19 protein-coding genes are annotated in these 22,659 nt (G+C 40.6%); 6 read left to right on the top strand and 13 right to left on the bottom strand.

Going from position 1 to position 22,659, the window contains the following annotated elements; all coding sequences use genetic code 11:
• Nucleotides 1-22: 22 nt before the first annotated feature.
• The 7 genes from QPX86_RS02435 to udp form a co-directional block, all read right to left on the bottom strand.
• Nucleotides 23-637, bottom strand: coding sequence for a hypothetical protein (locus tag QPX86_RS02435; RefSeq protein WP_285164013.1), 615 nt, complete (start codon nucleotides 635-637; stop codon nucleotides 23-25).
• A 97-nt stretch (nucleotides 638-734) separates the two neighbouring features.
• The gene (locus tag QPX86_RS02430; protein WP_285164011.1) at nucleotides 735-2,951 is read right to left on the bottom strand and encodes an LruC domain-containing protein; all 2,217 of its coding nucleotides are present in this window, start codon (nucleotides 2,949-2,951) and stop codon (nucleotides 735-737) included.
• Nucleotides 2,952-3,951: 1,000 nt separating this feature from the next.
• The gene (locus tag QPX86_RS02425; RefSeq protein ID WP_285164010.1) at nucleotides 3,952-5,022 is read right to left on the bottom strand and encodes a glycosyltransferase family 4 protein; all 1,071 of its coding nucleotides are present in this window, start codon (nucleotides 5,020-5,022) and stop codon (nucleotides 3,952-3,954) included.
• A gap of 226 nt (nucleotides 5,023-5,248) precedes the next feature.
• Nucleotides 5,249-6,187 (bottom strand): SPFH domain-containing protein, encoded by a 939-nt coding sequence (locus tag QPX86_RS02420; protein ID WP_220755241.1) that lies wholly within the window; start codon nucleotides 6,185-6,187, stop codon nucleotides 5,249-5,251.
• 1 nt (nucleotide 6,188) lies between these two features.
• Nucleotides 6,189-7,124: an SPFH domain-containing protein gene (locus QPX86_RS02415; protein ID WP_220755240.1), complete on the bottom strand. Its 936-nt coding sequence runs from the start codon at nucleotides 7,122-7,124 to the stop codon at nucleotides 6,189-6,191.
• Nucleotides 7,125-7,228: 104 nt separating this feature from the next.
• Nucleotides 7,229-7,699, bottom strand: coding sequence for an NfeD family protein (locus QPX86_RS02410; RefSeq protein WP_220755239.1), 471 nt, complete (start codon nucleotides 7,697-7,699; stop codon nucleotides 7,229-7,231).
• A 334-nt stretch (nucleotides 7,700-8,033) separates the two neighbouring features.
• The gene (gene udp / locus QPX86_RS02405) at nucleotides 8,034-8,792 is read right to left on the bottom strand and encodes a uridine phosphorylase (RefSeq protein WP_220755238.1); all 759 of its coding nucleotides are present in this window, start codon (nucleotides 8,790-8,792) and stop codon (nucleotides 8,034-8,036) included.
• A 349-nt stretch (nucleotides 8,793-9,141) separates the two neighbouring features.
• Here udp and QPX86_RS02400 point away from each other — a divergent pair, with 349 nt between their 5' ends.
• Nucleotides 9,142-9,351 (top strand): YdcH family protein, encoded by a 210-nt coding sequence (locus tag QPX86_RS02400; protein ID WP_220755237.1) that lies wholly within the window; start codon nucleotides 9,142-9,144, stop codon nucleotides 9,349-9,351.
• 131 nt (nucleotides 9,352-9,482) lie between these two features.
• Here the strand turns inward: QPX86_RS02400 and QPX86_RS02395 are convergent, their stop codons facing one another.
• Entirely contained in the window at nucleotides 9,483-9,947 is a 465-nt protein-coding gene (locus QPX86_RS02395) for a hypothetical protein (protein ID WP_220755236.1), read from the bottom strand.
• Nucleotides 9,948-10,230: 283 nt separating this feature from the next.
• On the opposite strand from QPX86_RS02395, the gene QPX86_RS02390 reads away from it, so the two are divergent.
• The 3 genes from QPX86_RS02390 to QPX86_RS02380 all read left to right on the top strand — a co-directional run bounded on the left by QPX86_RS02390 (nucleotide 10,231) and on the right by QPX86_RS02380 (nucleotide 12,051).
• On the top strand, nucleotides 10,231-11,070 hold the full coding sequence (locus QPX86_RS02390) for a mechanosensitive ion channel family protein (protein WP_285164003.1): 840 nt from the start codon (nucleotides 10,231-10,233) through the stop codon (nucleotides 11,068-11,070).
• A 364-nt stretch (nucleotides 11,071-11,434) separates the two neighbouring features.
• Nucleotides 11,435-11,854 carry a hypothetical protein gene (locus QPX86_RS02385; RefSeq protein ID WP_220755234.1) on the top strand — a complete coding sequence of 140 codons (420 nt, stop codon included), beginning with the start codon at nucleotides 11,435-11,437 and terminating at the stop codon, nucleotides 11,852-11,854.
• Nucleotides 11,851-12,051 (top strand): helix-turn-helix transcriptional regulator, encoded by a 201-nt coding sequence (locus tag QPX86_RS02380; protein WP_220755233.1) that lies wholly within the window; start codon nucleotides 11,851-11,853, stop codon nucleotides 12,049-12,051. The genes QPX86_RS02385 and QPX86_RS02380 overlap by 4 nt, the downstream gene beginning before the upstream one ends.
• 28 nt (nucleotides 12,052-12,079) lie before the next feature.
• Here the strand turns inward: QPX86_RS02380 and QPX86_RS02375 are convergent, their stop codons facing one another.
• Nucleotides 12,080-12,535: a GNAT family N-acetyltransferase gene (locus tag QPX86_RS02375; RefSeq protein ID WP_285164000.1), complete on the bottom strand. Its 456-nt coding sequence runs from the start codon at nucleotides 12,533-12,535 to the stop codon at nucleotides 12,080-12,082.
• Nucleotides 12,536-12,659: 124 nt separating this feature from the next.
• On the opposite strand from QPX86_RS02375, the gene QPX86_RS02370 reads away from it, so the two are divergent.
• On the top strand, nucleotides 12,660-13,373 hold the full coding sequence (locus QPX86_RS02370; protein WP_285163998.1) for a DUF3313 family protein: 714 nt from the start codon (nucleotides 12,660-12,662) through the stop codon (nucleotides 13,371-13,373).
• 71 nt (nucleotides 13,374-13,444) lie between these two features.
• Here the strand turns inward: QPX86_RS02370 and QPX86_RS02365 are convergent, their stop codons facing one another.
• On the bottom strand, nucleotides 13,445-14,323 hold the full coding sequence (locus QPX86_RS02365; RefSeq protein ID WP_285163996.1) for a radical SAM protein: 879 nt from the start codon (nucleotides 14,321-14,323) through the stop codon (nucleotides 13,445-13,447).
• Nucleotides 14,324-14,479: 156 nt separating this feature from the next.
• Here QPX86_RS02365 and QPX86_RS02360 point away from each other — a divergent pair, with 156 nt between their 5' ends.
• The gene (locus QPX86_RS02360) at nucleotides 14,480-14,737 is read left to right on the top strand and encodes a hypothetical protein (RefSeq protein WP_285163995.1); all 258 of its coding nucleotides are present in this window, start codon (nucleotides 14,480-14,482) and stop codon (nucleotides 14,735-14,737) included.
• Between the two features lie 196 nt (nucleotides 14,738-14,933).
• On the opposite strand, the gene QPX86_RS02355 is transcribed toward QPX86_RS02360, so the two are convergent.
• The 3 genes from QPX86_RS02355 to QPX86_RS02345 all read right to left on the bottom strand — a co-directional run bounded on the left by QPX86_RS02355 (nucleotide 14,934) and on the right by QPX86_RS02345 (nucleotide 22,348).
• Complete coding sequence (locus QPX86_RS02355) at nucleotides 14,934-15,395, bottom strand: GNAT family N-acetyltransferase (protein ID WP_285165125.1); 462 nt, start codon at nucleotides 15,393-15,395, stop codon at nucleotides 14,934-14,936.
• A 150-nt stretch (nucleotides 15,396-15,545) separates the two neighbouring features.
• Nucleotides 15,546-18,710, bottom strand: coding sequence for a TonB-dependent receptor (locus QPX86_RS02350; protein WP_285163993.1), 3,165 nt, complete (start codon nucleotides 18,708-18,710; stop codon nucleotides 15,546-15,548).
• 461 nt (nucleotides 18,711-19,171) lie between these two features.
• Nucleotides 19,172-22,348: a TonB-dependent receptor domain-containing protein gene (locus tag QPX86_RS02345; protein ID WP_285163992.1), complete on the bottom strand. Its 3,177-nt coding sequence runs from the start codon at nucleotides 22,346-22,348 to the stop codon at nucleotides 19,172-19,174.
• Nucleotides 22,349-22,659: the final 311 nt, after the last annotated feature.

The following is a 22,659-nucleotide window of genomic DNA, read 5'->3' as shown; positions in this document are numbered from 1 at the left end:
CGTTAATGCATGAGTAACTGCATTAGTTAATCGTTAGTTTCTGTTCTTCTGCTTCCATATCATATGTCCACATTTGATAAACAGGGTCTGAACCATCATAGAACCACACCACAGCAATTAGATTTTGCTGATGATTTGCCACTAACAGCTCATCATTCAAATTGCCCTCATCTAAGGCACCACGTAATAAACATGATTCAAAATTCACAGTCACTTGTGCGCCATTTTGCTCATACTGATCACAAAGCGAAAAGTAACCTCGCTGTGTAGACTCAAGTGCCACATCAACTCCTAACGTAAAAGCAGCTTGTAAATCAAAGTCTGCATCAACCACCAAATCATCAATCGACGTAGGTGTTGGAGCTGGCTCTTCTGGTGTCTCAGGATCGGGATCCGTTGGTGTTTCAGGTGTAGTCGGCGTTGTTGGAGTAGCTGGCGTCGTTGGCGTCGTTACCGCTGGAGTGGCTGCAGCTGGTTCTGGAGAGCTATCGTCACCACCACCTCCACCACAAGCAGTTAACTGAGTCAGCATTAAAACTATTGCAATACTGCCGAATCTCATTCCTTTCAAAGCCATGCCGTTATCAAACGTTACTTGTTCATTTTTTTGAGTTTTATCAGTTGTTAATATGTTCATAATGTTTACCTTTTAAATTCCGTTTTACTTAAATTCATTGTGTTTGCTATCGATTCATTTTTTACATTTATCAAAGTGCTAGTTGTTGTAGTTAGCATTAGTCTTTGAAAATTAATGAATCAGCAGCGGTTAGGTACCAATAAGGTTTGGTTTCACCTGTTGCATCCGCAGCAAATTCAATAAACTCAATGTAGGCATTATCAACACGTTGTAACTCAGCAGGATGCTGCCATGTGTCAGGTACTTCAATTGCCCAGCTCATGCCGTTTTGGTCTTGGAAGTACTGACCTTGTGAAGCCACAGAGTTGTCGTCATGCATCCCTAAAAAGCGAGTATCAAATAAATCAGTTGGCGCTTTATTTTTCAGATGGATTTCAAGTTTACGACCCGGATTTTTACCGTCAGTAATATTTTTAGCGGCTAACCCATGATCGGTATCAGGTGTCGCAAAAATGAATGGGTCATATGGGAATTCAGGCATATCATCGACATGAACCGAATCAATAAATGGTACGGTCATTTGCCATGTTGCGCGGTACTGAGTACCACAACCCGGCTCTGTTCTGAAGTACAAACAACCGTTACCAGGAGTGGCGTGTTGCCACAAATCTTCACTAAACAGTAGTACTGCATTAGTTTGGTTTTCTTCTAGTGGTGATGTGGTTTGTTTAACGCCTTGCATGCTCCACTCAATTGCTGACTCTTGTACGTTGCCACGTCCCACATCAGGCAGTTGCACCGCAAAGCCGTTATGATAAGCAGCGCCCATTGCCACCAACTGAGCATCAAATGCCACGCGACGCACCAAGTCATTTTTACTGAACTGGCTAATACGTAACTGCATCACCACATCATTCATATCAAAGTCACCTTGGTTCGGATATAAATCCTCGTAAGCTAAGGTGGTGTATTCAGATGAAGATGGGTAATAACTAATCGTCACCCCTGTTTCAGTGACTGTAATTGGGTAATCCTCTACTTCACCATCACTCACACCACCATTTGGCAATAAATCGGCCACTGAACTGAGGCGGAAACGTGACCATGTTTCGCCAGTTTTCGCCCAATTAGGCACATCGATAGATATCGTGGTTGTACCTGCACTAACAGAACGACCCGCAATCACTTTTTCATCAGTGTCGAACTCGCCATTTTGGTTCCAATCAATCCAACCATTTAAAAATGCCGCATCACCTTGAGTCGTGACAATCAGCATGGCTTTCTCACCGATTTCAAAGCCTGTTGGCATACTGATACCGTCATCATCGTCAATGCCATCACTTTCATCATCAGAAAGCGGCGCTGGATAACCGTCTGATTCATTATCAATAACACTACCCAATTTCATATTGCCAACAATGCCGTGGCGGGCACCGTTTGAATCAATTAAGGTGCCGTAGCTATCTGGCGCATCACCAAAATCGACACTGTCACCCACTGGCACTTCAGCAAGAGCACAACGCGCACCGTCATTAGAAGTAGAAGAAGGCCCATAAGAAAAGAGTTCAGCTTGTGGAGTATCAGCATCGACGTTGACTTTAAATACATTACCGTCGCCGTTGTTACTCAAGTACAAGTTGCCATCAGGATCGAAAAACTGCGCCCCAAAAGTAAAACTACCGCTGTCTTTGGTGATCACATTACCTAAGTTTTCATGCGCACCCGTGCTAGGGTCAATTTTGATTAAGGTACCGGTACTACCATTTGTGACGGCATATAAGAAACCATTACTTGGATGAAAGGCAAAATCGGTAATGCGATAAGTGGCATTAGCTTTACTGCCTGAGACAATATTCATTGGATGATCATTACCATCAAGTGGCACAGTGAATAGGCCAACACCTTTGCGGTAGCCATACCAAACGTTTTGATCAATCGCCACATCACCAACATAAAAATCTTGATTGGCTGCCGCACTGTCTTTGGTGATTGTTAATGGCTCAACTTGGTAATCTTTACCCACTTTACCCACGGTGCCGTGCTCATAATCCCAACCGTAGAGGTAGTTATCAAGATAACTAAAACCCACACCGTTAAGTGCTTTGGTGAGACCCATATCTGGCGATAACACCACATAACTACCCGTGCCGAGTTCAACGCCAAATGTTTTTGGCACACCAGAGGGAGTTTGAATAATAAAGGCTTCGGTAGGACAGGCTTCAAAGGCATCAGCGGCATTGGTATTAGCGCTAAATAACGCCATGCTAGTACCAATAGCAATACTACTAAAACCAAGAATATTAATAATCTGGGAATTCAGAGGATTAACTGCGACTGTTTTCGTTTGTGATGTTCTTGCTTTAAATTTTTGCATATTGGCATCTCGCTATTCGTTATCAGGATGTAACTTGATAATGCACAGTGAATGCCAAGTTTAATTTACCTTTAAATACAAAGAATTATGATATTTAAAGAATTATTTATTTGTTTATAAATGCATTCTGCAACGCATTATGAATTTGGGAAGATGGGGGTTTATAGCTCCAAACTTGGTTTGGACTCAGGTCAACGTTGTTGCGCTTCGCTCACACCAGATTGCAGCTGCTCTGCTATTTTCCAAACTCCGTTTGGATTAAGGTCAACGTCGTGGCGCTTCGCCCACACCAGACTAAAAGGGAGTGAACTGCAACTCCCTCTTACTTTTCACTAAGAGCTACACCCCGCAGCTCCGGCGAAATTTAAACAGCAAAATTTCCAACGGAGAATCATCCAGCGTTAACCTTCCTTTGCATCTAGTTTCGGCAAGCTACAACTTTGGTTTAATGAAGCTCTAACGCTTCCGATGTAGCGTCCCTTCCCCCTCGAAAGCTAGCTAGAATCTTAAGTGTAAGATGCACTAAAAGCCTTGAAGCACATGGATGTGCGAGAAAGGCCATGTCTGGACTCACGCGATTTTCTTGCTTACCTCAATTCAAATTGAATATTCAAAGGAAAACAAAAGCACAATAAAGGCTTAAAAATCGATCTTTCACCAAGTATGAAATAACCCATGAACTTGCAGGCTCAATGGCCTCCGTTGGAAGTGTCCGAATGCGTTGAGCTAATTTGCGTGATGGAGGCAGGACGCCGACATAGCCTCAGGTTGAGCCAGGGATGGCGAATCTGAGGCGGTAGTAAATTAGCTCTTTAGCATGAGGAACAACACTTCGTCGGAGCGGCAAGGGCTGTCGAGAAGGGAAATGCTGTTGTTTCCCTTTCGTCGGGTGTGGGCGAAGCGCCACGACTTTGATTTACTCCAAACATCGCTAAATAAATGGCGCAGAATAAACTTTTTCTGGCTCTATTTTCTACTGTAGATTTACTAGAAAATCCCCTTACTTATCTCCCAACAACTGCTTAAACAAGCTTTTCCATGCTTGTTGTAGCTCAAGCCATTGTTGCTCTTTCCAGTGATTGATATAGCCAATATTCGCGTCTGGATTTAATGAAGCCGCTTGTGATAGAAATAGATCGATGGCATCAGCAATGTTTTCAACTGATATAGGTTCAGCAATTGGGGTTATCGCAGATTGATGACCACCTTCAATAAGGTGATTAGCAGAGTGTTGATTAATTTGATCCCCTAACCCATCCACTTGGCTTGAGATAATCGGTTTATTCATCGCCAGTGATTCGATGAATATCAGACCAAATGGTTCCCATCTAGAAGGGATGATGACCGCATCACACGCTTGTAAAAAACTTGGTACATCATCAACTTTATCGACCACCTCAATATTTGCCGAGCCTACATTTGAATGCTCTGCTGCTAACTCTTTTAGCTTAGCAACTTGCGCCCCTTCACCTGCTAACCTTAATCGGCAAGGCAGCTTAACTAGCTTCAATGCGTTAATTAATAAATCAAAACCTTTTTGATGGTGAAATCGGCCATAGGCGGCGATTATCGGAACTGTATTCTCGCTCTTTTCCTGTAGCGAACTATTGTTAGCGGTGAAACCGGTTAAATCACGCCCCTGCCCTAATAATGCAATTTTGTTTGCTGTTGTTAGCTTATGTTTTAGCATCCACTTTTGCTGCGATGGTGAAATGGCAATAACCCTATCCATTAGCCCATAACTGAGCTTTAGCATCAAATAAAAACGTCGTGGTGATTTAATTTGTTCATCGACAAATGCAGCGCTGTAATGATGCTCTTGTAGAACTAGTTTCACTTTAGGGTAGGTCAGTTTAAACCTTAAAACATTGAATAAATTACGCCAATTTGAAGCCCCATGTAGGCAAACAATATCTGGGACTTCATTTAATTTTACTGCTTGGCTAAAGTCGATATATTGAATGGTAAAATCAACATCATTTTTCAAAGGCGAGCCACACAAACTCTGCAGCGCAAAATTGACGCCGCCCATGTTTGGGTCATCTACACAATGCAAAACCTTTGGTTTCATTTATCTTCCGTCAGAACTTAAAATTACGATCAAACGATATGAACTCAGCTCAACCCAACAGACCTAGAGTTAAATAGACTTAAAGGGCGTTTAATTAAACATAACGTTATCTTATTGATTTCGCAAAGGCTTCTTTTCTAGGTTTAAGGTCAAGATAAAAAAAGAGGCTAGCTAAGTGCTAACCTCTTTTTATGGGTTTAATGAGCTGAATTAAAGCTGTTTAACGCTACTTCTTCTTTTGATCTTCAAGGCCCATGCTATTCATCCATTGATCAAAGTGAATCAAATTAGCCGGTAATACCACACGGTTATCTTTGTCACTTAGACCTTCAAGCTGCTTAAAGTACTGTTCACCTAATTGTAAACGTAGCGCACTTTGACCGCCTGGCTTTGAAATCACAACAGCTAAGCGCTCGATTGATTCAGCAGTCGCTTTAGCAAGGGTTAAAATCTCTTCCGCTTTACCTTCAGCTTCGTTGACAATACGCTGCATTTCACCTTCTGAGCGGTTAATGGTTTCTGCCATAACACCTTCAGAACGGTTGATTTTACTTTGCTTATCACCTTCACTTTGAGCCAGTAGTGCACGGCGCTCACGTTCAGCATTCACCTGCATTTCCATAGCATTTTTAACAGTTTCAGGCGGGGTGATATTCTTGATTTCATATCGATGAACTCGAATACCCCATATAGCACCCGCTTCATCGAGTACTTGTACTACTTTGGCAGAAATCACATCACGCTCTTCAAAAGTACGATCTAAATCAAGGGTACCAATGACTGAACGAGTGGTTGTTTGTGCCAGTTGAATCGCTGCGTAGCGGTAATCAGTAATACCGTAGCTTGCCTTAACTGGGTCGGTGACAGAGATATAAATCACTCCATCGACTTCGACATTAACTTCATCACTTGAAAAACACTCTTGCGGTGGGACATCAATAGTTTCTTCTTTTAAATCATGGATATAGGCCACTTTATCAATAAAAGGCACTAAGGCATGAAAACCTGCATCTAGCGTATTGTGGTACTTACCTAAACGCTCAACAATGTATGCTGACTTGGTTGGTACTAAGCGGATAGATTGAAACAGTTTTAAGACGAATATTAAAAAGATTGCGCCCCAAATAATCATCACCACGAAATCGGTATCAATTCCATTTAACATATTAGCGTGCTCCTTTTGTTGCTGACGGTGCTTTGGCTACTGCGTGGGTGACTTGTTCCATCCCTTCAAAGAATCCTTCAAGCTTGGCCATTTCAGCAGGCACAATCGATACTTGAGACTCAGATAGAATATTACCCACTTGGCTGATGAACTGCTCTTTAAGCATCATATTCATCGCGTCATTACCGCCTTGGTTGGCCAGTGCAGTACAAATCATATCCATGCCTTCAGATTTTGCTTTGGCAATAATGGTAATTTGTTGTCCTGAACCTACCGCTTCATTAATTCGCTTTTGCTTTTGCCCTTCTGACAAGTTAATCGCTTCTTGACGCTCACCTTGCGAGATATTAATCATCGCGTCTTTTTCTGCGTTAGCTAAGGTAATTTCGGCACGTTTGCGACGCTCAGCTTCCATTTGCTTTTCAAGGGTATGAATAACATGAATAGAAGGGGTGATATTTTTGATCTCGTAACGCAGCACTTTGATCCCCCAAGGATCGGATGCTTTATCAATCTCACGAACAATTGATTCATTCAAACTGTCACGCTCTGAGAAGGTTTGCGATAGGGTTAATTTACCAATCTCTGAACGCATGGTGGTTTGTGCTAAGTTAACTGCAGCTTTTCTATAATTTTCAATACCATAACTGGCTAACTTACCGTCCATGACTTTTAAGTACACTAAGCCGTCGACTTCTAATTGAGTGTTATCTTTCGAAATACAGCTCTGCGGCGGTACATCCAATACTTCTTCACGGGTGTCATGGCGGTACGCGACGCGATCAACAAATGGCACTAAAAAATGAAACCCCGGTTTAAGTACCGTTCTAAATTTTCCTAAACGTTCGATCACATTGACCTCACGCATAGGTACGATCAACATCAGTTTATAAAGAATAAACATGATAAATAAAAAAGCGATGGTTAGTTCAAACATACTTCCCCTTCCTTCTGAAAATAATATTGCGCACCATTAACTGTAATGATGTAAATATTGTTTTTTTACTTAAATTAGCGATTTATTAATAGCGCGAGAACGCGCTAGCTAGGTGCTTCAGTTTCTACGTAAGGCTCAACGATTAAAGCAATATTTTCGCGGCAGATAATCCGCACTTTGCTGCCTGATTTAATCTCAGTACCGTCACCTAACGCTGGCCATTCAGTGCCAGAAAACGTCACCCGTCCTTCTTGCTCACCTGGACCAATATCAGCCTTTACCGTGACAACTTGATTATATAAATCCATTTCTTCATCAGTATTATCAACATGAGCATCGCCACCAATCATTTTTTGAGTAATATGGCGGAAACTAAGTAACAACACGATTGAGGTGATAAACCAAAGCGTAAAGCTTTGCGTTGCTCCGTCGACGATACCCGCAAACAAAGCAGCTGCGACGATGACGCATGCGGCGCCAAGTAAGATAACGATGCCACCCGGAACAATGATTTCCGCGAGCATTAAGACAAGACCAACAATTAACCAAATGCTGGTTGGATTTGAAAACTCCATATACCCCCCTGTAAAAACGTTATCATAAAATCCTTTAAGCTATTTAACCCTGTTCCAATCCCGATTTCTGGGATGCGGTTAATAGACTTGATAACTAGTGGAATGCCTAAGGCACATTCATCAAAACTATGGCGTTTATTGATATTGGCTATTGCATCAACAACACGACATATTATGTCAACAATACAGTAAAACGATGAAATTGCAATCACATTCACTTTCAGGAAACCTTCGTTTACATTAAATCCACTTCATGTTCAGTTAAAAAAAGGCAACAAAAAAGGTGCCTAAGCACCTTTAATAACAATAAATTAAGCTATTGAATCAATATAGATTACGCTAATAACTTACGTGCTGCATCAACCACAATGGTGATTGCACTAACTTCGGTTTTCTTCATCATCGCTTCATCAGGAATTTCTTGCTGAGTACGATTAACAATCACACCGGCCACACAAGCTGCACGCCAGCCTTGTGATGCACACATAGTGAATAAGGTCGCTGACTCCATTTCATAGTTCAGTACGCCCATAGACTGCCACTCTTTCATTGAGCCAACAAAACGACTAGTCACACGACCCGAAACAGTGTCGTAACGCTCTTGACCTGGGTAGAAGGTATCTGAAGAAGCAGTAATACCAACATGAGGCTCTAAACCATAATCGCGACACGCCGCTACCATAGCGGTAGTACAGTTAAAGTCGGCTGCTGCAGGGAACTCAAGCGGAGCAAAATGTAAGCTAGCACCGTCTAAACGCACTGATGCTTGAGTCACAATCACATCACCTACGTTAACTTCTGGTTGAATCGCACCCGTTGTTCCAACACGTAAGAAGGTTGAGACACCTAATTGCGCTAATTCTTCAACGGCGATTGAAGTCGAAGGACCACCAATACCTGTTGAACAAACCACAACGGCTTTGCCATCAATATAAGCAAGATACGTTGTATATTCACGGTGACTTGCTAAGAAAGTCGCGTTGTCCATTAATTCAGCAATACGCTTAACTCTTTCTGGATCACCCGGCACGATTGCCAAAGTTGCGCCATCAAGCATTTGCTTGGTTAAACCTAAGTGAAATACGTCGGCCATGTTGAAAACCCCTTTCATTATTGAATATAAAATCCTAATTGTGTCGACTTTAACCCACTATTCGCTGAGTTAAGGTTAACTCGATCACATAAATCTTGATATTTATAAAACGATTGCTGTGGCAAATTTACAAATGCGAACAGTGAATACTAATTTAGCGAACAATAAACCACTTAAAAAATAATAGCTAATCTTAGTTCAGTCGTAGCGATTTAGCCCAAGCTTAATGCAACTCTTATTCTTCGTTACTCTGCTAAAATTAAAACCAAGCAATAGTTGATCTCTGTCACATTCCCCTCGCCAAAGTAGGAGTAGTTTTAAGTTAACAGTAACTAAAAGGAGTTGTTCTATGTTTCCAGAGTACCGCGAATTAATCAGTAAATTAAAAACATCAAATGCACACTTTTCCAAGATTTTTGATGAGCATAATCAGTTAGATGAAAAAATTAAGCACCATGAAAAGCATTATAATAGCGACACCACGCCTGAGCTTAAAATACTTAAATCGAAGAAGTTACATTTAAAAGAAGAAATATATACCATGCTGAAAAAGCAGTAAGTGATTTGACGGGAGTTTCAGATTACTCGAACCTAAGTAGTAAGCTAGCATCAAAGTAATAAGTTGCCAGTTGAACAATAAAAAAGGACGCTGATGCGTCCTTTAGTTTTAAGCAGTTTATATTGGTCAAATTACTTTTGACGTATCGCTTCAACAATCGCTTCACTGTTATCAAAGAATTCAATGCTAGTGACAGTGAACTTATCTAGAGTAACCACTGTCGCCATATCTTTTTCTGCAGGCCATGGGGCTGTCACTTCACCTTCGCGATCAAGTCCCATTGAGAAAGGTAAGTCTTTCATTTTTGGGATAGCAACAAAACGGGCAATTAAAGAAGGCATGCCACTGATGTCTGCAATATAAGCCATGTTTTTAGGTTGTTTCTCTGCAGGGACAGCTTCTAAAGCAGCTTGAATAAAGTCGCCACCTTTCATACCACGGCTAAATAATACTACTTGGGTTTGCTCGTTAATCACTAGCGGTTGTTCAAATTGGTCTTCTAATGTCACAGGTTCAATTTTATCGTTCACAGCAAACACATTGGCTTGCGCCGTCGTCATAAAAAATAAACTTACTACAAATAAAATTGCTTTCATCTTGTTATTCCTGAAGTAGGGTTTAAAGCCTTAGTCATAGAAAAAGTCTTCAAATAGAGGGTGCAATAAACTATACCTTAATGAAATTTCCTACCTATTAAGCAGCCTAAAAAACTTGATGTATCTCACGTATTAACGACATTAAAATTAATGAAATAGGATTAATGAAAATTTTGTAAATCTAATTATCTAAAAACGTTAAAAAACAACCCAAGACAACACTTAATTACAACACTATAATCAGTCATTATCTGTTTGTTCATCCAATAAAAAGACCATTATTATGAATGAGACTCCAGCGGGTTTAGATCAAGAATTAGCACAACTGCAGAATGTTTATGAAATGCTGACAGAGTTTGTTGTTCAGTACAGCTTTCAAATCGTTGGCGCTATCATCATTTTGCTGATTGGTATTTGGGTCGCCAACAAGATGTCTGATGTTGTTACCAATCAATTTGAAAAACATAATATTGATGTCACGTTAGGTAACTTTGTTTCCAATCTTGTCAGAATTACCATCATAGTCATGGTATCAATTATCTGTTTAGGCAAACTTGGGATCAGCGTAACTCCTATGGTAGCCGCAATTGGTGCCGCATCTTTAGGTGCTGGTTTAGCACTTCAAGGCATGCTGGCAAACTACGCAGCAGGGGTTACCATTATCGTCACTCGCCCATTTGTCATTGGTAACACCATTGAGATACAAGGTGTATCCGGTGTAGTCCAAAAAATTCAATTAGGCCTGACGATTCTAACGAATGAAGAAGGTGAGTTAATCAATATTCCTAATAAACATATTGTTGGAGAAATTTTGCATAATTCTCAGGAATATAAACTGGTAGAAACCAAGTTTAATATTGATTATGAGACTGACCCGCAATTAGTCACCACGCTCATCACTGATGCTTTGTTGTCCCAAGAAAAGGTAACTCAATCCCGTCCTCCACAAGTAGGCATTAATGACTTTAACAGTATTGGTATGGAGATTGGGGTGCGCTATTGGGTGCCTACTAACAGTTACTATGATGATAAATACCAAAGCAACCTGGCGATCATTAACGCATTAAGGGCCGCCAGTATTACCATCCCTTGTCCTGTCAGAGAGATCCATCTGCAGCAATAATTTTACTAGTAAAAAAGCTGTAGCAATAACTGATTTACTGCTAATCAAACCCTATAGACTCAAGCTTATGCTCAGACTAAGCTTGAGTCTTTTTAATTCCTGTTCACCCAAACATTTTGTTTTCTTCATGTTATTTTCGTCTCGCCCCTCCTCACTTTCATACTCAAGAACAATATTTAAGATTCTGTTTTAAATCATATTTACTAAAATAATTAGTAATTCACTGCCTATATTAGTTTTCAATTCTGTCATCAAATAACGACAAAAAGTAAAATAAACTTGACTCTAGGAGGTCAAATACTGCACCATAAAGTCAAGTTTAATTGACATTATGACAAGTTAACTTAAATCTAAGGAGAGAGAGATGACCCACAATGAACCTGAAAAAAGCTGGAAAGCAAACAATCACAGACAGACAAAGTCATTAGCTAAATGGACGACTGCTTGGGTTGTTACCATGGCAATCGCTAACTTTGGTTCAAAACTAATATGGCAAGAAAATGATTTACTTACCTTATTGGCAATTGGACTAAACCTCGCTGTTGGTGTCGGTATGATCCTCGCTAATAAACGTCATTTGGCCAACTTAGATGAAATGCAACAACGCATTCAGCTGAATGCGATGGCTGGCAGCTTAGGTGTAGGCCTTATTGTCGGCTTAAGTTATTCAAATTTAGATGTAACAGGGTTGATTGGTTTTAATGCCGAGATATCTCACTTGGTAATAATAATGGCACTTACTTACATGGTGGGCATTTTGTTAGGCAATAGGAAATACCGATGAAAAATAGACTTAAAGTGCTTCGAGCTGAACGCGATTTAACTCAAGCCCAGCTGTCTGAATTACTCCATGTGTCTCGGCAAACCATTAATGCGATCGAAAAAGGAAAGTTTGATCCTAGTTTGCCTTTAGCGTTTAAGGCCGCGAGGTTATTCGGCCTCACGATTGAAGACATCTTCCAAGATGAGTTGGAAGATTAAATGGTTGGCAAACTACCAGCATAAGCCGTCATAAAGAACGTGTCATAAACACGCTATTGGGGTCGGCTTCATAATCAGCAAACGGACCACATTCGGTAAAACCATGACGAGCATATAACCGTCTTGCAGGGGCAAAAAAATCCATTGAGCCGGTTTCTAAATTAACCGTTTGAGCCCCGCTGTTTTTTACTTCATTAAGCATAAAGCCCAGTAATGTCGCAGCAACGCCTCGGCGACGAAACGGATTAGAAACGCGCATCGATTTTATTTCTACATGCTCAACTGAATACCAATTAATAGCACCACAGCCTGCTAATAAGTCGTTTTCCCATATCGTCCAAAAAGTAATATTTGGCTGTTTCAGTTTATCTAAATCAAGGGCATGCACTGATTCTGCTGGTGATGTAGCGTACATATCTTGCAAGTGTTCTGTTAATAACTCAGCAATTTCAGGGCCTGATAAATCGTCAACTCGAATATCCATATCACTAACACTCCAAGTAAAAAACATTCCCTAACATAAATACTAAAGCTGCACTCATGAGTGTTGACACTCTAGTAAGACCTGCCATATTTATTCATATTACATAAATTAAGGGATTGATTATATGCGCAAGACTTATGCAACTTCTACATCTATTGCAGGCTTATTACTATTAACGATCGTAGGTTGTAGTTCAGCTCCAGCCACTTTGCAGCAAGGGCCTGATGCCGAAATCACTAAAGATGGGTTAGTTAAAGTCGATAATTCAAAGCTGGAACTTTCTTACGTCAAACCTGGCGTTAACTGGCGTCAATATACCAAGCTCTATTTTGTGCCAACAAAAGTCACCAATGATCACCCTGCCGATTACCGTGCCCCAAGAATTGATCGACAAACTGATGGCGCTTTTGCCACTTACGATCTGCCACAAGAATCTCTGGATAAAATGGCTGTGCAATTTTCAAAAACCGTCCAAGATGTATTTAACAGTGAACAACCTTTTGAATTAGTCTCTTCCAAAGGGCCAAATACCTTGATTGTAGAAACCGCTGTCAGCGATATCCGCTTAAGTGCACCAGTTGAAAATAGTCGTCGAAGTTATAACTCTATGGGCACCACTTACACACAAAATTCTGGTTCTATGGTGTTATTGGCGGTACTCAAAGATGGTCAAACAGGTGATGTACTTGCAAAAGCCGCTGATCGTGCAATGGGGTTTGATCAATGGCGACAAAACACCAAAGTGTTTAACTGGGGCGATGTAAAAACAGTTTATCGACGTTGGGTGACTGACTTTAAAAATGCCTTAATGACAGCAGCGGCTGAAGGTACCCCTTAAAAGCGGCATTCAGTCTAATGTCCTAAATTGAACCCGGTATCCAATCAGTAAAGATGCATATCGGGTATATCCTATAAGCCTCGTTGCCACTCTTGACGTAACGGCACCATGCCCTTGATCGCCTGCTCAACATGCCCTAATAGTTGTACTTTGTCCTTACCTAGTACCCCTTTCAGCACTAAATAATTCGATGCATGATCCGATCTAAAAATGGTTTTCTCCAACTCAAGTCCTGTGAGTAACGCTTGCATTTCGCTGAGTAATCCTAACTGATCCGGTAACTCAAAATGTCCATCAAAAGCACTGTCCATTCTGTCTGTGCCCAATGGCAGTGTTACCACTAAAGTGGACAAATATTCTGGCTGGGCTGCATTCATTAGCTCAGCTGAGGCTTTAGCATGTTGCAATGACAGTTTTTTGCCACCTAGGCCCATTAAAATCATCACCGATGACTTCATTCCTGCTTGTTTTATTTTCTTCAGCGCCAGTAAAGATGAGTCAAAGTCTTCGCCTTTTTCAATGCGTTTAAGTACTTCGTTGTCACCACTTTCACAACCAACATAAAGCAATGACAAGCCCATTTGGCGCAGCTCTGCCAGCTGCTCTACCGATTTATTAGTTAAGTTACGTGGTAAGCAATAACTGCTTATGCGAGTCACTGATGGCAGATGGGTATTGATCAACTGACAAATTTCTTTTAGCCGTTTAAACGGCAATGTCATTGCATCACCGTCGGCTAAGAATACTCGACTAATGGAATGTCCCGATGCCGCAGCAGCTAAGATATCTTGTTCAATTTTATCGGCTTTATTGGCTCTGAACTTTTTTTGCTCTTGAGTATACATATCGCAAAAGCTGCAGTTGTTCCAACTACAGCCATTAGTGACTTGTAAAATAAGCGATTTCCACTCAGAAGGCGGACGAAAAACAGGCTCAATATAGTTAATCAATGTTGTTTCCTTTGATGAAAAATCGGCATATTTTGTATAAATACACACCGTAGTGGTTGTTTTTTATTCTAATTATTGATCCAAATCGTTTGAATTGATCGTATGCCTTGATATAGTCGTTTCGTTAAACCAATAAATTATTCAGGCTTATTGATTATGAATCAAGTTGCATATGCACTCAGTGAACGTAGAGGGGAAACTCTCGATCAGGAACAACATTGGGAACTCATGACAGCAGACCAAAAAATGGCGCTGTATGATTTAAACCGATTTGGATACCGGTTGCTTTTCGTTAGAATGATGCCAGAAGGCCCTCTGGCAGTTATTGCTCAACAAAAAGAACTCGCTGTAATTGATTTTGAAGGCGAATTAAACCTACGCCCCGACATCAAATTACGAGACGTTTCCCAATAAAGGGAAAAAGTAACGCAAAGCAGTTACGCAATGAGTAGCCTGGTATGTAACGCCGACTAAACAAGAGTGCTTTAGGCACTCTTTTTTATGGGCTAAATTTATGGTCGTAATACTCATTTTATTACCAAATCAATAATGCGATCTTTGATAGGTAAATTTAACCCCATGACAATCACTATTTGTCATTCTTCGGTAATCAACTTGGTTGCAAGGTAAGTAACATATCAATATGTGGGATGCCGTCTTCAAGGTACATCTCTGAATTATTGATAAACCCTTGCTGCTGGTAAAAATGGTTTAAATGTTGCTGAGCACCGATTTGAATATTTTCCTGTGGCCACAACTCTTTTACCACATCAATTGACCGTTGCATTAATGCATGAGCAATTCCCTTACCGCGTCCAGATTCAGCAATAATGACTCTACCGATACTCGCCTCTGGGTAGCTCACGCCTGCAGGTAAAATTCTTGTATATGCAATCAGTTCGCCTTGCGGATTTAGTCCTAATAGGTGCTTAACACCAGGCAACCTGTCTTTATTATCCAGCTCTGGATAAGGGCAGTTTTGCTCAACCACAAACACGTCAACTCTAAGCTTTAATACTTCGTATAGCTCATCTAGGCTAAATTCATTAAAGCTGAGTAACTTCCATTGCATTGCATCTAATCGCGACATTCTGATTGATCACCACTTAATGATTTTATCGCAAGCTTACCATGAATAAACAGCATCACTAAATGGACAAATCAGGTTCAAAAACACAAAAAAATACCGAGCCTAAGCTCGGTATTTTTCAACAGGTTCTTGTTAGAACATGTATTTTACTCCAACCTTAATCTGCCATGCTGACTGATTAATATCGTAAGTATTGAAGTTGGAAGTATCTATGCCGTCTTGACCAAACGGAGTTGAGTAAGTGTAAACACCAGTTTCTGCATCATAGCTGTGATCAACAAGCACCTTGTTGCCATAACTTTGATATTGTACCTTACCCCAATCATCATTAAGCAAGTTCAATACGTTCTTAACATCGAAGTACAGCATGCCTTTATGTTTTTGAGTAAAGCCCGGTAATTCTTGGGTGAAACGGAAGTCTAATTGATGTACCCAAGGTTGATTGTGAGTGCCTTTATCAATGAGTCCGCCTGCGTATTTACCTAACCCAAGCTCATCAATGGCCTTTTTAAACTCTTCATAAGTTAAGCCACCAGCATATTCAACATTGGCATCATCAGCACCTGTTGGAATATACGGTAGATATGCATCAGAGTAGGCGTAATCACCTTGGTCACCAAATCCGCGGTCATTATACGAACCTAATACCCAGCTCATTGGGTTACCTTGGCGTGCTTCATAGAACATATTGAAGCTAGAGTTATAACCTGCAAATAACTCAGTGTCGTAACCTAAGCTAAGAGTGAAACGATGTGGCGTTTCATAATAGCCTGGCCCCATAGTGGTGCCGTTACGATCTGCGCCAACAATCGGGTATTGATAGTTTGAACCTGCTGTAGAAGATGAACCTTGGTTACCTTCATCCACTTGGTTATATGCATAACCAAAGCGCATGTTCAGACCCATGTCCCAATTCTTCGCCAAGCTAAAGCTTAACGTTTTGCTTGAGCCGTCAGTGTCTGCATTAGTGAGCATTAAATCTGAACGCTCTGTGTGCCCACCTTGTCCGTTATTCGCTAATGGATCCCAAGTTTCATAAATTACACGACCAGTATCATCAGTTCTGACTTTACGGCGAGATAAATCAACCCAAGTTACATCATTTTCTTTTTGGATGTAGAGGAATTCACCACCAAAGAACCAATCTTGACCTAAGGCTCCTAAGTCCCAAGTACTGTCAAAGCCAACACTGACTCGCCAATCTGATGGTAACTCAAAGTTCGGGTCAAGTGAGTTAGTATTACCGTCTCCACCCACAAGGCCATCTTGCGCTTCACCAGGAACATTACCAAAATCAGGTGTGCCCCACGCATCGTTCCAACCGCCGGTATAACTTAATAAGCTGTTGCCGTCATTTGAGAAACTATTCGACATCCAAACCGTTGGGTAACCACCACTGTAGCGACCGACACCACCGCGTAACGTCACATCATCCGTTAGTACGTAATTTAATCCTATCCGTGGCAGCCAAATATCTAGACCATCCATTGTGCTGTTATTAGCAAAGCCGTAACGATCAACAAAGTTGCTATTTAACTCTGGCGAGTCTGACATCATGATCCTTTCGTAGCGCACACCAAAGGTCATTTCTAAGTCATAGTTAATTTCCCAGGTATCTTCTAGGAATAATGCCAGCGTTTCCATGTTAAATTGAGCGGCAACATCATCTGGATTGCCTGATAAAGCATTTTGATAGCGGAAGCGATCAACAATGCCACGCTCGAAGTCTTCGATAGAATCAAAATCCCATGTACCCATAGTGTCTTGAGCAAACAGGTTAAAGACGTCAATGCTGTTGTACTGGAAACCAAAACCAATCTTATGCTCGTCTAGGTAATAATCACCCACAAAACGCACTTCCAAGTTTTGATTATCTAGCTCATTTGATTGGCGCGAACGCTCAGTACCAAAAGTAACGGTACCACCATCAGTTTTTACAGCAACTTGTCCAATACCCAAATTATCAACAGGGTTAGAGCTACTTACAGTGTCTTTATAAGCAACTTTAAATTCAGTCGTGAAGTCATGGCTCCAGTCACTGTATACAATCGCAGCGTAAGATTCGAAATCTTCTTCTTTATCGTACCAATAGCTTGATAAGTTTAAGTAACCTTCGGTATCAGAAACACGGTTAGTCATATTGCCGACCGTTTTTTGGTAGGTTAAAGAAGCTCGGTGGTCATCGTTAATGTTCCAATCTAACTTAGCCAGAATCTTCTCATCTCTTTCTTGAGGTGTGGCGTTATAACTACCGATATTATCAAGGCCATATACGCTACTAGCGATGCTATTAATCTGCTCTAATTCTTCAAGTGTGACCCGAGAATCATTTGGGAAACCCGCTCCTGCAGGTCCCCATTCAGCCGCTTGTGGTGCATCAAAGTTCTCGTAAGAGCCGAAGAAGAATAGCTTGTCTTTAATCAAAGGAAAGCCAATCGTGCCACCAAATGTGATTTCTTCGAAATCCTGCTTTAAAGCTTCACCAGTGATTTGGTCTTTACCATCACCAGCCATGCTGTCATTGGTGGTTTCCCAAAACATCGTACCCGATAGCTCATTGGTACCCGACTTAGTTACCGCATTAACTTGTGCCCCAGAAAAACCACCACTACGCGCGGTAAATGGCGAAGTATTTAATGCAACACTCTCTACAGCATCAATAGATATTGGTGAACGCTGAGTTGGGTAACCATTTGAATTTAAGCCGAAATCATCATTTTGAGATACACCATCAACCACAAAGGTGTTAAAACGAGGGTTAATACCCGCAACACTCATAGAGATACCATCATTCCCCACAACCGCCATTGGGTTTTGACGTAATACATCTTTTAAGTCACGGTTTATACCAGGTGAATTAGCAATATCGTCAGCACCAAACTCACTGTTACTGCCAGCTGAACGGTAGTAGTTTGCGTTGCCGACTACCCCAATTCGCTCAATATCAGCAGCAGATTTTAATTCACGATTAAAACGCAGTGTTTCGCCTACATTTAAAAACAAACCTTGCTCAACATCATCGGCAAATTCATCAGAACCGACTTTGATGATGTATGGACCACCAACACGTAAACCACGGGCAGCAAACTGACCGTCTGAGCCGACAGGTACTTCTGTTACTGTACCTGTTGGTTCATGAATAATAGTAATAGTTGCATCGGTTACTGCATTACCCATTGGGCCAACAATGTGGCCTCGAATGTTAGATGCAGTCTGCGATGCGGTAGCTGGTAGAGATACGACACCTAAAGCAAAGCAAGTCGCCAGCGCTAAGCGACTAATTTTATGGTTAAACATTATCTGACCCCTGAAAAATTATAATATAGCTAGTTGGTCTAGCCTTATTTGAAGCTGTAGAGTAAAAACTTCAGGGCGGATGCTATTTATCCTTTATGTCAGAACCATTTCATATTTGTAGCAAAACGCATCAATCGAAATGAGTGGGTATTTACAAATCTCTCATTCTCGTAACGAATTAACTAACATTGACAGGCCGACATCTCGCTAAAAGGCTGATGAAGCCTAGGTTAACGAATATTAATCTTGTGGGAGGGCTAAGACTTTTTAAGCCAACATGAGTTATAAATGGGGTCTCAGGTGATTTATATTAAATTTTTTCGCAAATTAGGGAACGCACAAACCAAGAACACCTGCAAAACAACATCAACACAAGCGAGCAACAAATCGACAAACAAAATACTGCTATCAAAAAAATACCGAGCCTAAGCTCGGTATTTTATCGGCTAAATTAGCTCAATTTAGAACTTGTATTTAACACCTACTTTTAACTGCCAAGTAGATTTTATTTCATCATAGGAATTACTATTATCTGTAATCAAACCATCTTGACCGTATGGCACTGAATAAGTATAAACTCCTGTATCAGCATCATAGTTATGATCAACTAGTTTTGCGCTACCAAAGCTTTGTGATTCAACACGTCCCCAATCATCATTAACTAAGTTAAGCACGTTTTTAATATCAAAGTATAAGATACCTTTATGCTTTTCCATGAAGCCAGGTAATTCTTGAGTGAATCGAAAATCTAAAGTATGTACCCAAGGTTGGTTGTCCGTACCCTTCGGGGCGATGCCACCTGCGTACTTACCTAAACCAATTTCATCAACAGCAGCTTTAAATTCTTCGTAAGTTAACCCACCAGAATATTCAACATTGGCATCATCTGCGCCAGTCGGAATATATGGTAGATAGTAAGATGAGTTAGCAAAAGATGCTTGGTCGCCTAGATTACCGTCTTTGTATGAACCTAGAACCCAACTTAACGACTTACCTTCACGAGCCTCATAGAACATATTAAAGCTAGAGTTATAACCCGCAACAAACTCGACATCATAGCCTAAGCTAAAGGTAAAGCGATGTGGTGTTTCATAATAACCTGTACCCATGGTCGTACCATTTCGATCATATTGTACTGGTGTATATTGGTAATTTGAGGTCGCTGTTGAAGATGAACCTTGGTTACCTTCTTTAACTGAGTTGTAAGCGTAACCAGCACGCATATGAAGCCCCATATCCCAGTTTTTAGCTAAACTGAAACTTAGTGTTTTACTTGTACCATCTTCTTCTGCATTGGTTAGCATCAAATCATAACGCTCAGTGTTTCCACCTGCGCCATTATTTGCTAATGGATCCCACGTTTCATAAACAACACGGCCTGTTGCATCTGTTTTCACTTCACGGCGAGCCAAATCAACCCAAGCCACATCGTTTTCTTTTTGGATATATAAGAACTCACCACCAAAGAACCAGTCTTGACCTAGAGCACCAAAGTCCCAAGTGCTATCAAAACCAATGCTTGCACGCCAATCTGAAGGAAGCTCGAAATTAGGGTCTAATGAGTTAGTGTTACCATCGCCACCAACAAGAGCATCTTGAGCTTCATTTGGTACATTGCCAAAATCAGGCGTTCCCCATGAGTCATTCCAACCATCGTTATAACTTAATAAGCTATTACCATCATTTGAGAAGCTGTTTGACATCCAAACTGTCGGTGATCCACCACTATATCGACCAACACCACCACGAAGAGTAACATCATCAGATAAGATATAAGTTAAGCCGATACGTGGTAACCAGATATCTTTACCATCAAAGGTTGAGTTATTTGCGAAGCCATAACGGTCAACAAAATTATCGTTTAACGAAGGAGAATCAGACATACTGATGGTTTCATAGCGCATACCGTATGTAAGTTCTAAATCAGCTGTAATATCCCAAGAATCTTCAACAAATAACGCTAAAGTATCCATGTTAAAGCTAGCGCCGACATCATCTGGATTACCAGACTGCGCATTGGAGTAAAAGAACTGGTCTACATTACCGTTTTCAAATGCTTCAATAGAATTAAAAGACCAATTACCTAATACATTTTGTGCAAACAGGTTAAACACTTCAACGCTGTTATATTGCACACCAAAACCTATTTCGTGATCACCCATGTAGTAATCACCAACAAAACGTAATTCAAGATTTTGATTGTTTAATTCATTTGCTTGACGAGACTTATCAGTACCAAAAATAACATCGTTGCCATTTCCATCGCCATTGCCGTCTTTTACTAGTATTTGTCCAATACCTAAATCATCAATGGTATTAGACATCGTAGTTGTATCTTTGAAAGCAACTTTGATTTCAGTGCTAAAACTATCTGTCCAATCACTATAAAGATTAGCTGCATAGGTCTCTAGCTTCTCTTCTTTGTTATACCAAGTGCTGCTTAGTTTTAATGCATAAGGGTTACTTGATAAGTTATTAGTCAAATTACCTAGGGTGTGTTGATAAGTAAAACTAGCACGGTGTGAATCATTAATATTCCAGTCGACTTTAGCTAGGATTTTTTCATCTTCTTCTTGAGGAGTAGTCGAGTAATCACCGATTGTGTCTAATCCATAAACTGTTGATGCAATATTTTCAATACGAGTGAGATCTTCAGTTGAAATATAAGACTCTTGAGCATATCCAGAACCTTGAGGTCCCCAGCTTGGCGACTTTGGTGAATCGTAACTTTCATATGAACCAAAGAAAAATAGCTTGTCTTTAATCAGTGGAAAACCGACAGTGCCACCAAAAGTTGTTTCTTCAAAATCTAAAGGTACCTTTTCACCAGTCTCAGGGTTTTTACCATCGCCAGCCATACTGTCATTGGTCATTTCATAAAACACTGTGCCAGATAACTCATTCGTACCTGATTTAGTTACAGTATTAATTTGAGCGCCAGTAAAGCCACCATTTCTAGCGGTATATGGCGAAACATTCAATGCAACACTCTCAATTGCATCAATTGAGATAGGTGAGCGTTGAGTCGGATAACCATTTGAGTTAAGACCGAAATCATCATTTTGAGAAATACCATCAACGACAAAGGTATTAAAGCGAGGATTCATACCCGCAACACTCATTGAGATACCGTCAGTACCTACAACTGCCATTGGGTTTTGGCGTAATACATCTTTAAGGTCACGGTTAATGCCTGGTGCATTTGCAATCTCTTTTGCGCCAAACTCACTATTAGCACCGGCACTACGGTAGTAACTTGCTGTACCAACAACTCCAATACGCTCCATATCAGCTGCAGACTGAAGAGTGCGATTAAAGCGAAGTGTTTCACCAACGTTTAAATATAAATCTTGCTCTAAATCATCGGCAAACTCATCAGAGTCAACTTTAATTAAGTATGGTCCGCCTACACGAAGACCACGAGCTAGGAATTGACCGTCTTCTGATACTGACACTTCTGTCACTGTACCTGTTGGTTCATGGATGATGGTAATTGTTGCATCTGTAACAGCATTTCCTTGTGGCCCAACAATCTGACCTCGGATATTTGAAGCAGTATCTGCTGCCATGGCTGGTAGAGAAACACCCATAGCAAAGCAAGTCGCTAGCGCTAAGCGACTGATTTTATTGTTTAACATTTTCAGACCCCTGAAATATTTTTATATTTTAATTTGTTTGCTAGTTAATCTAGCTTTTAATATGAAGCTGTAGAGTAAAAACTTCAGGGCGGATTTTATAACCAATTTGTTTCAAAATCATGTCATTCTTGAACTATTTTTTAACAAACCATAAACTGACCGCGTCATTTTTTGTTTCACAAACGTAACCAAAGCCATACGGTTATTGGGCTGCCAGCTTTGTCGTCACAAAAATTTAATTAAAAAAAGATATTATAAAAACTTTCTAATCTTACGGTTCCGTCACTTTACTAGGGTCAAGGTGACTGAAT

It is taken from the genome of Shewanella goraebulensis, from assembly GCF_030252245.1.
GTDB lineage: Bacteria > Pseudomonadota > Gammaproteobacteria > Enterobacterales > Shewanellaceae > Shewanella > Shewanella goraebulensis.
This window is presented reverse-complemented; position numbering and strand designations above follow the sequence as displayed.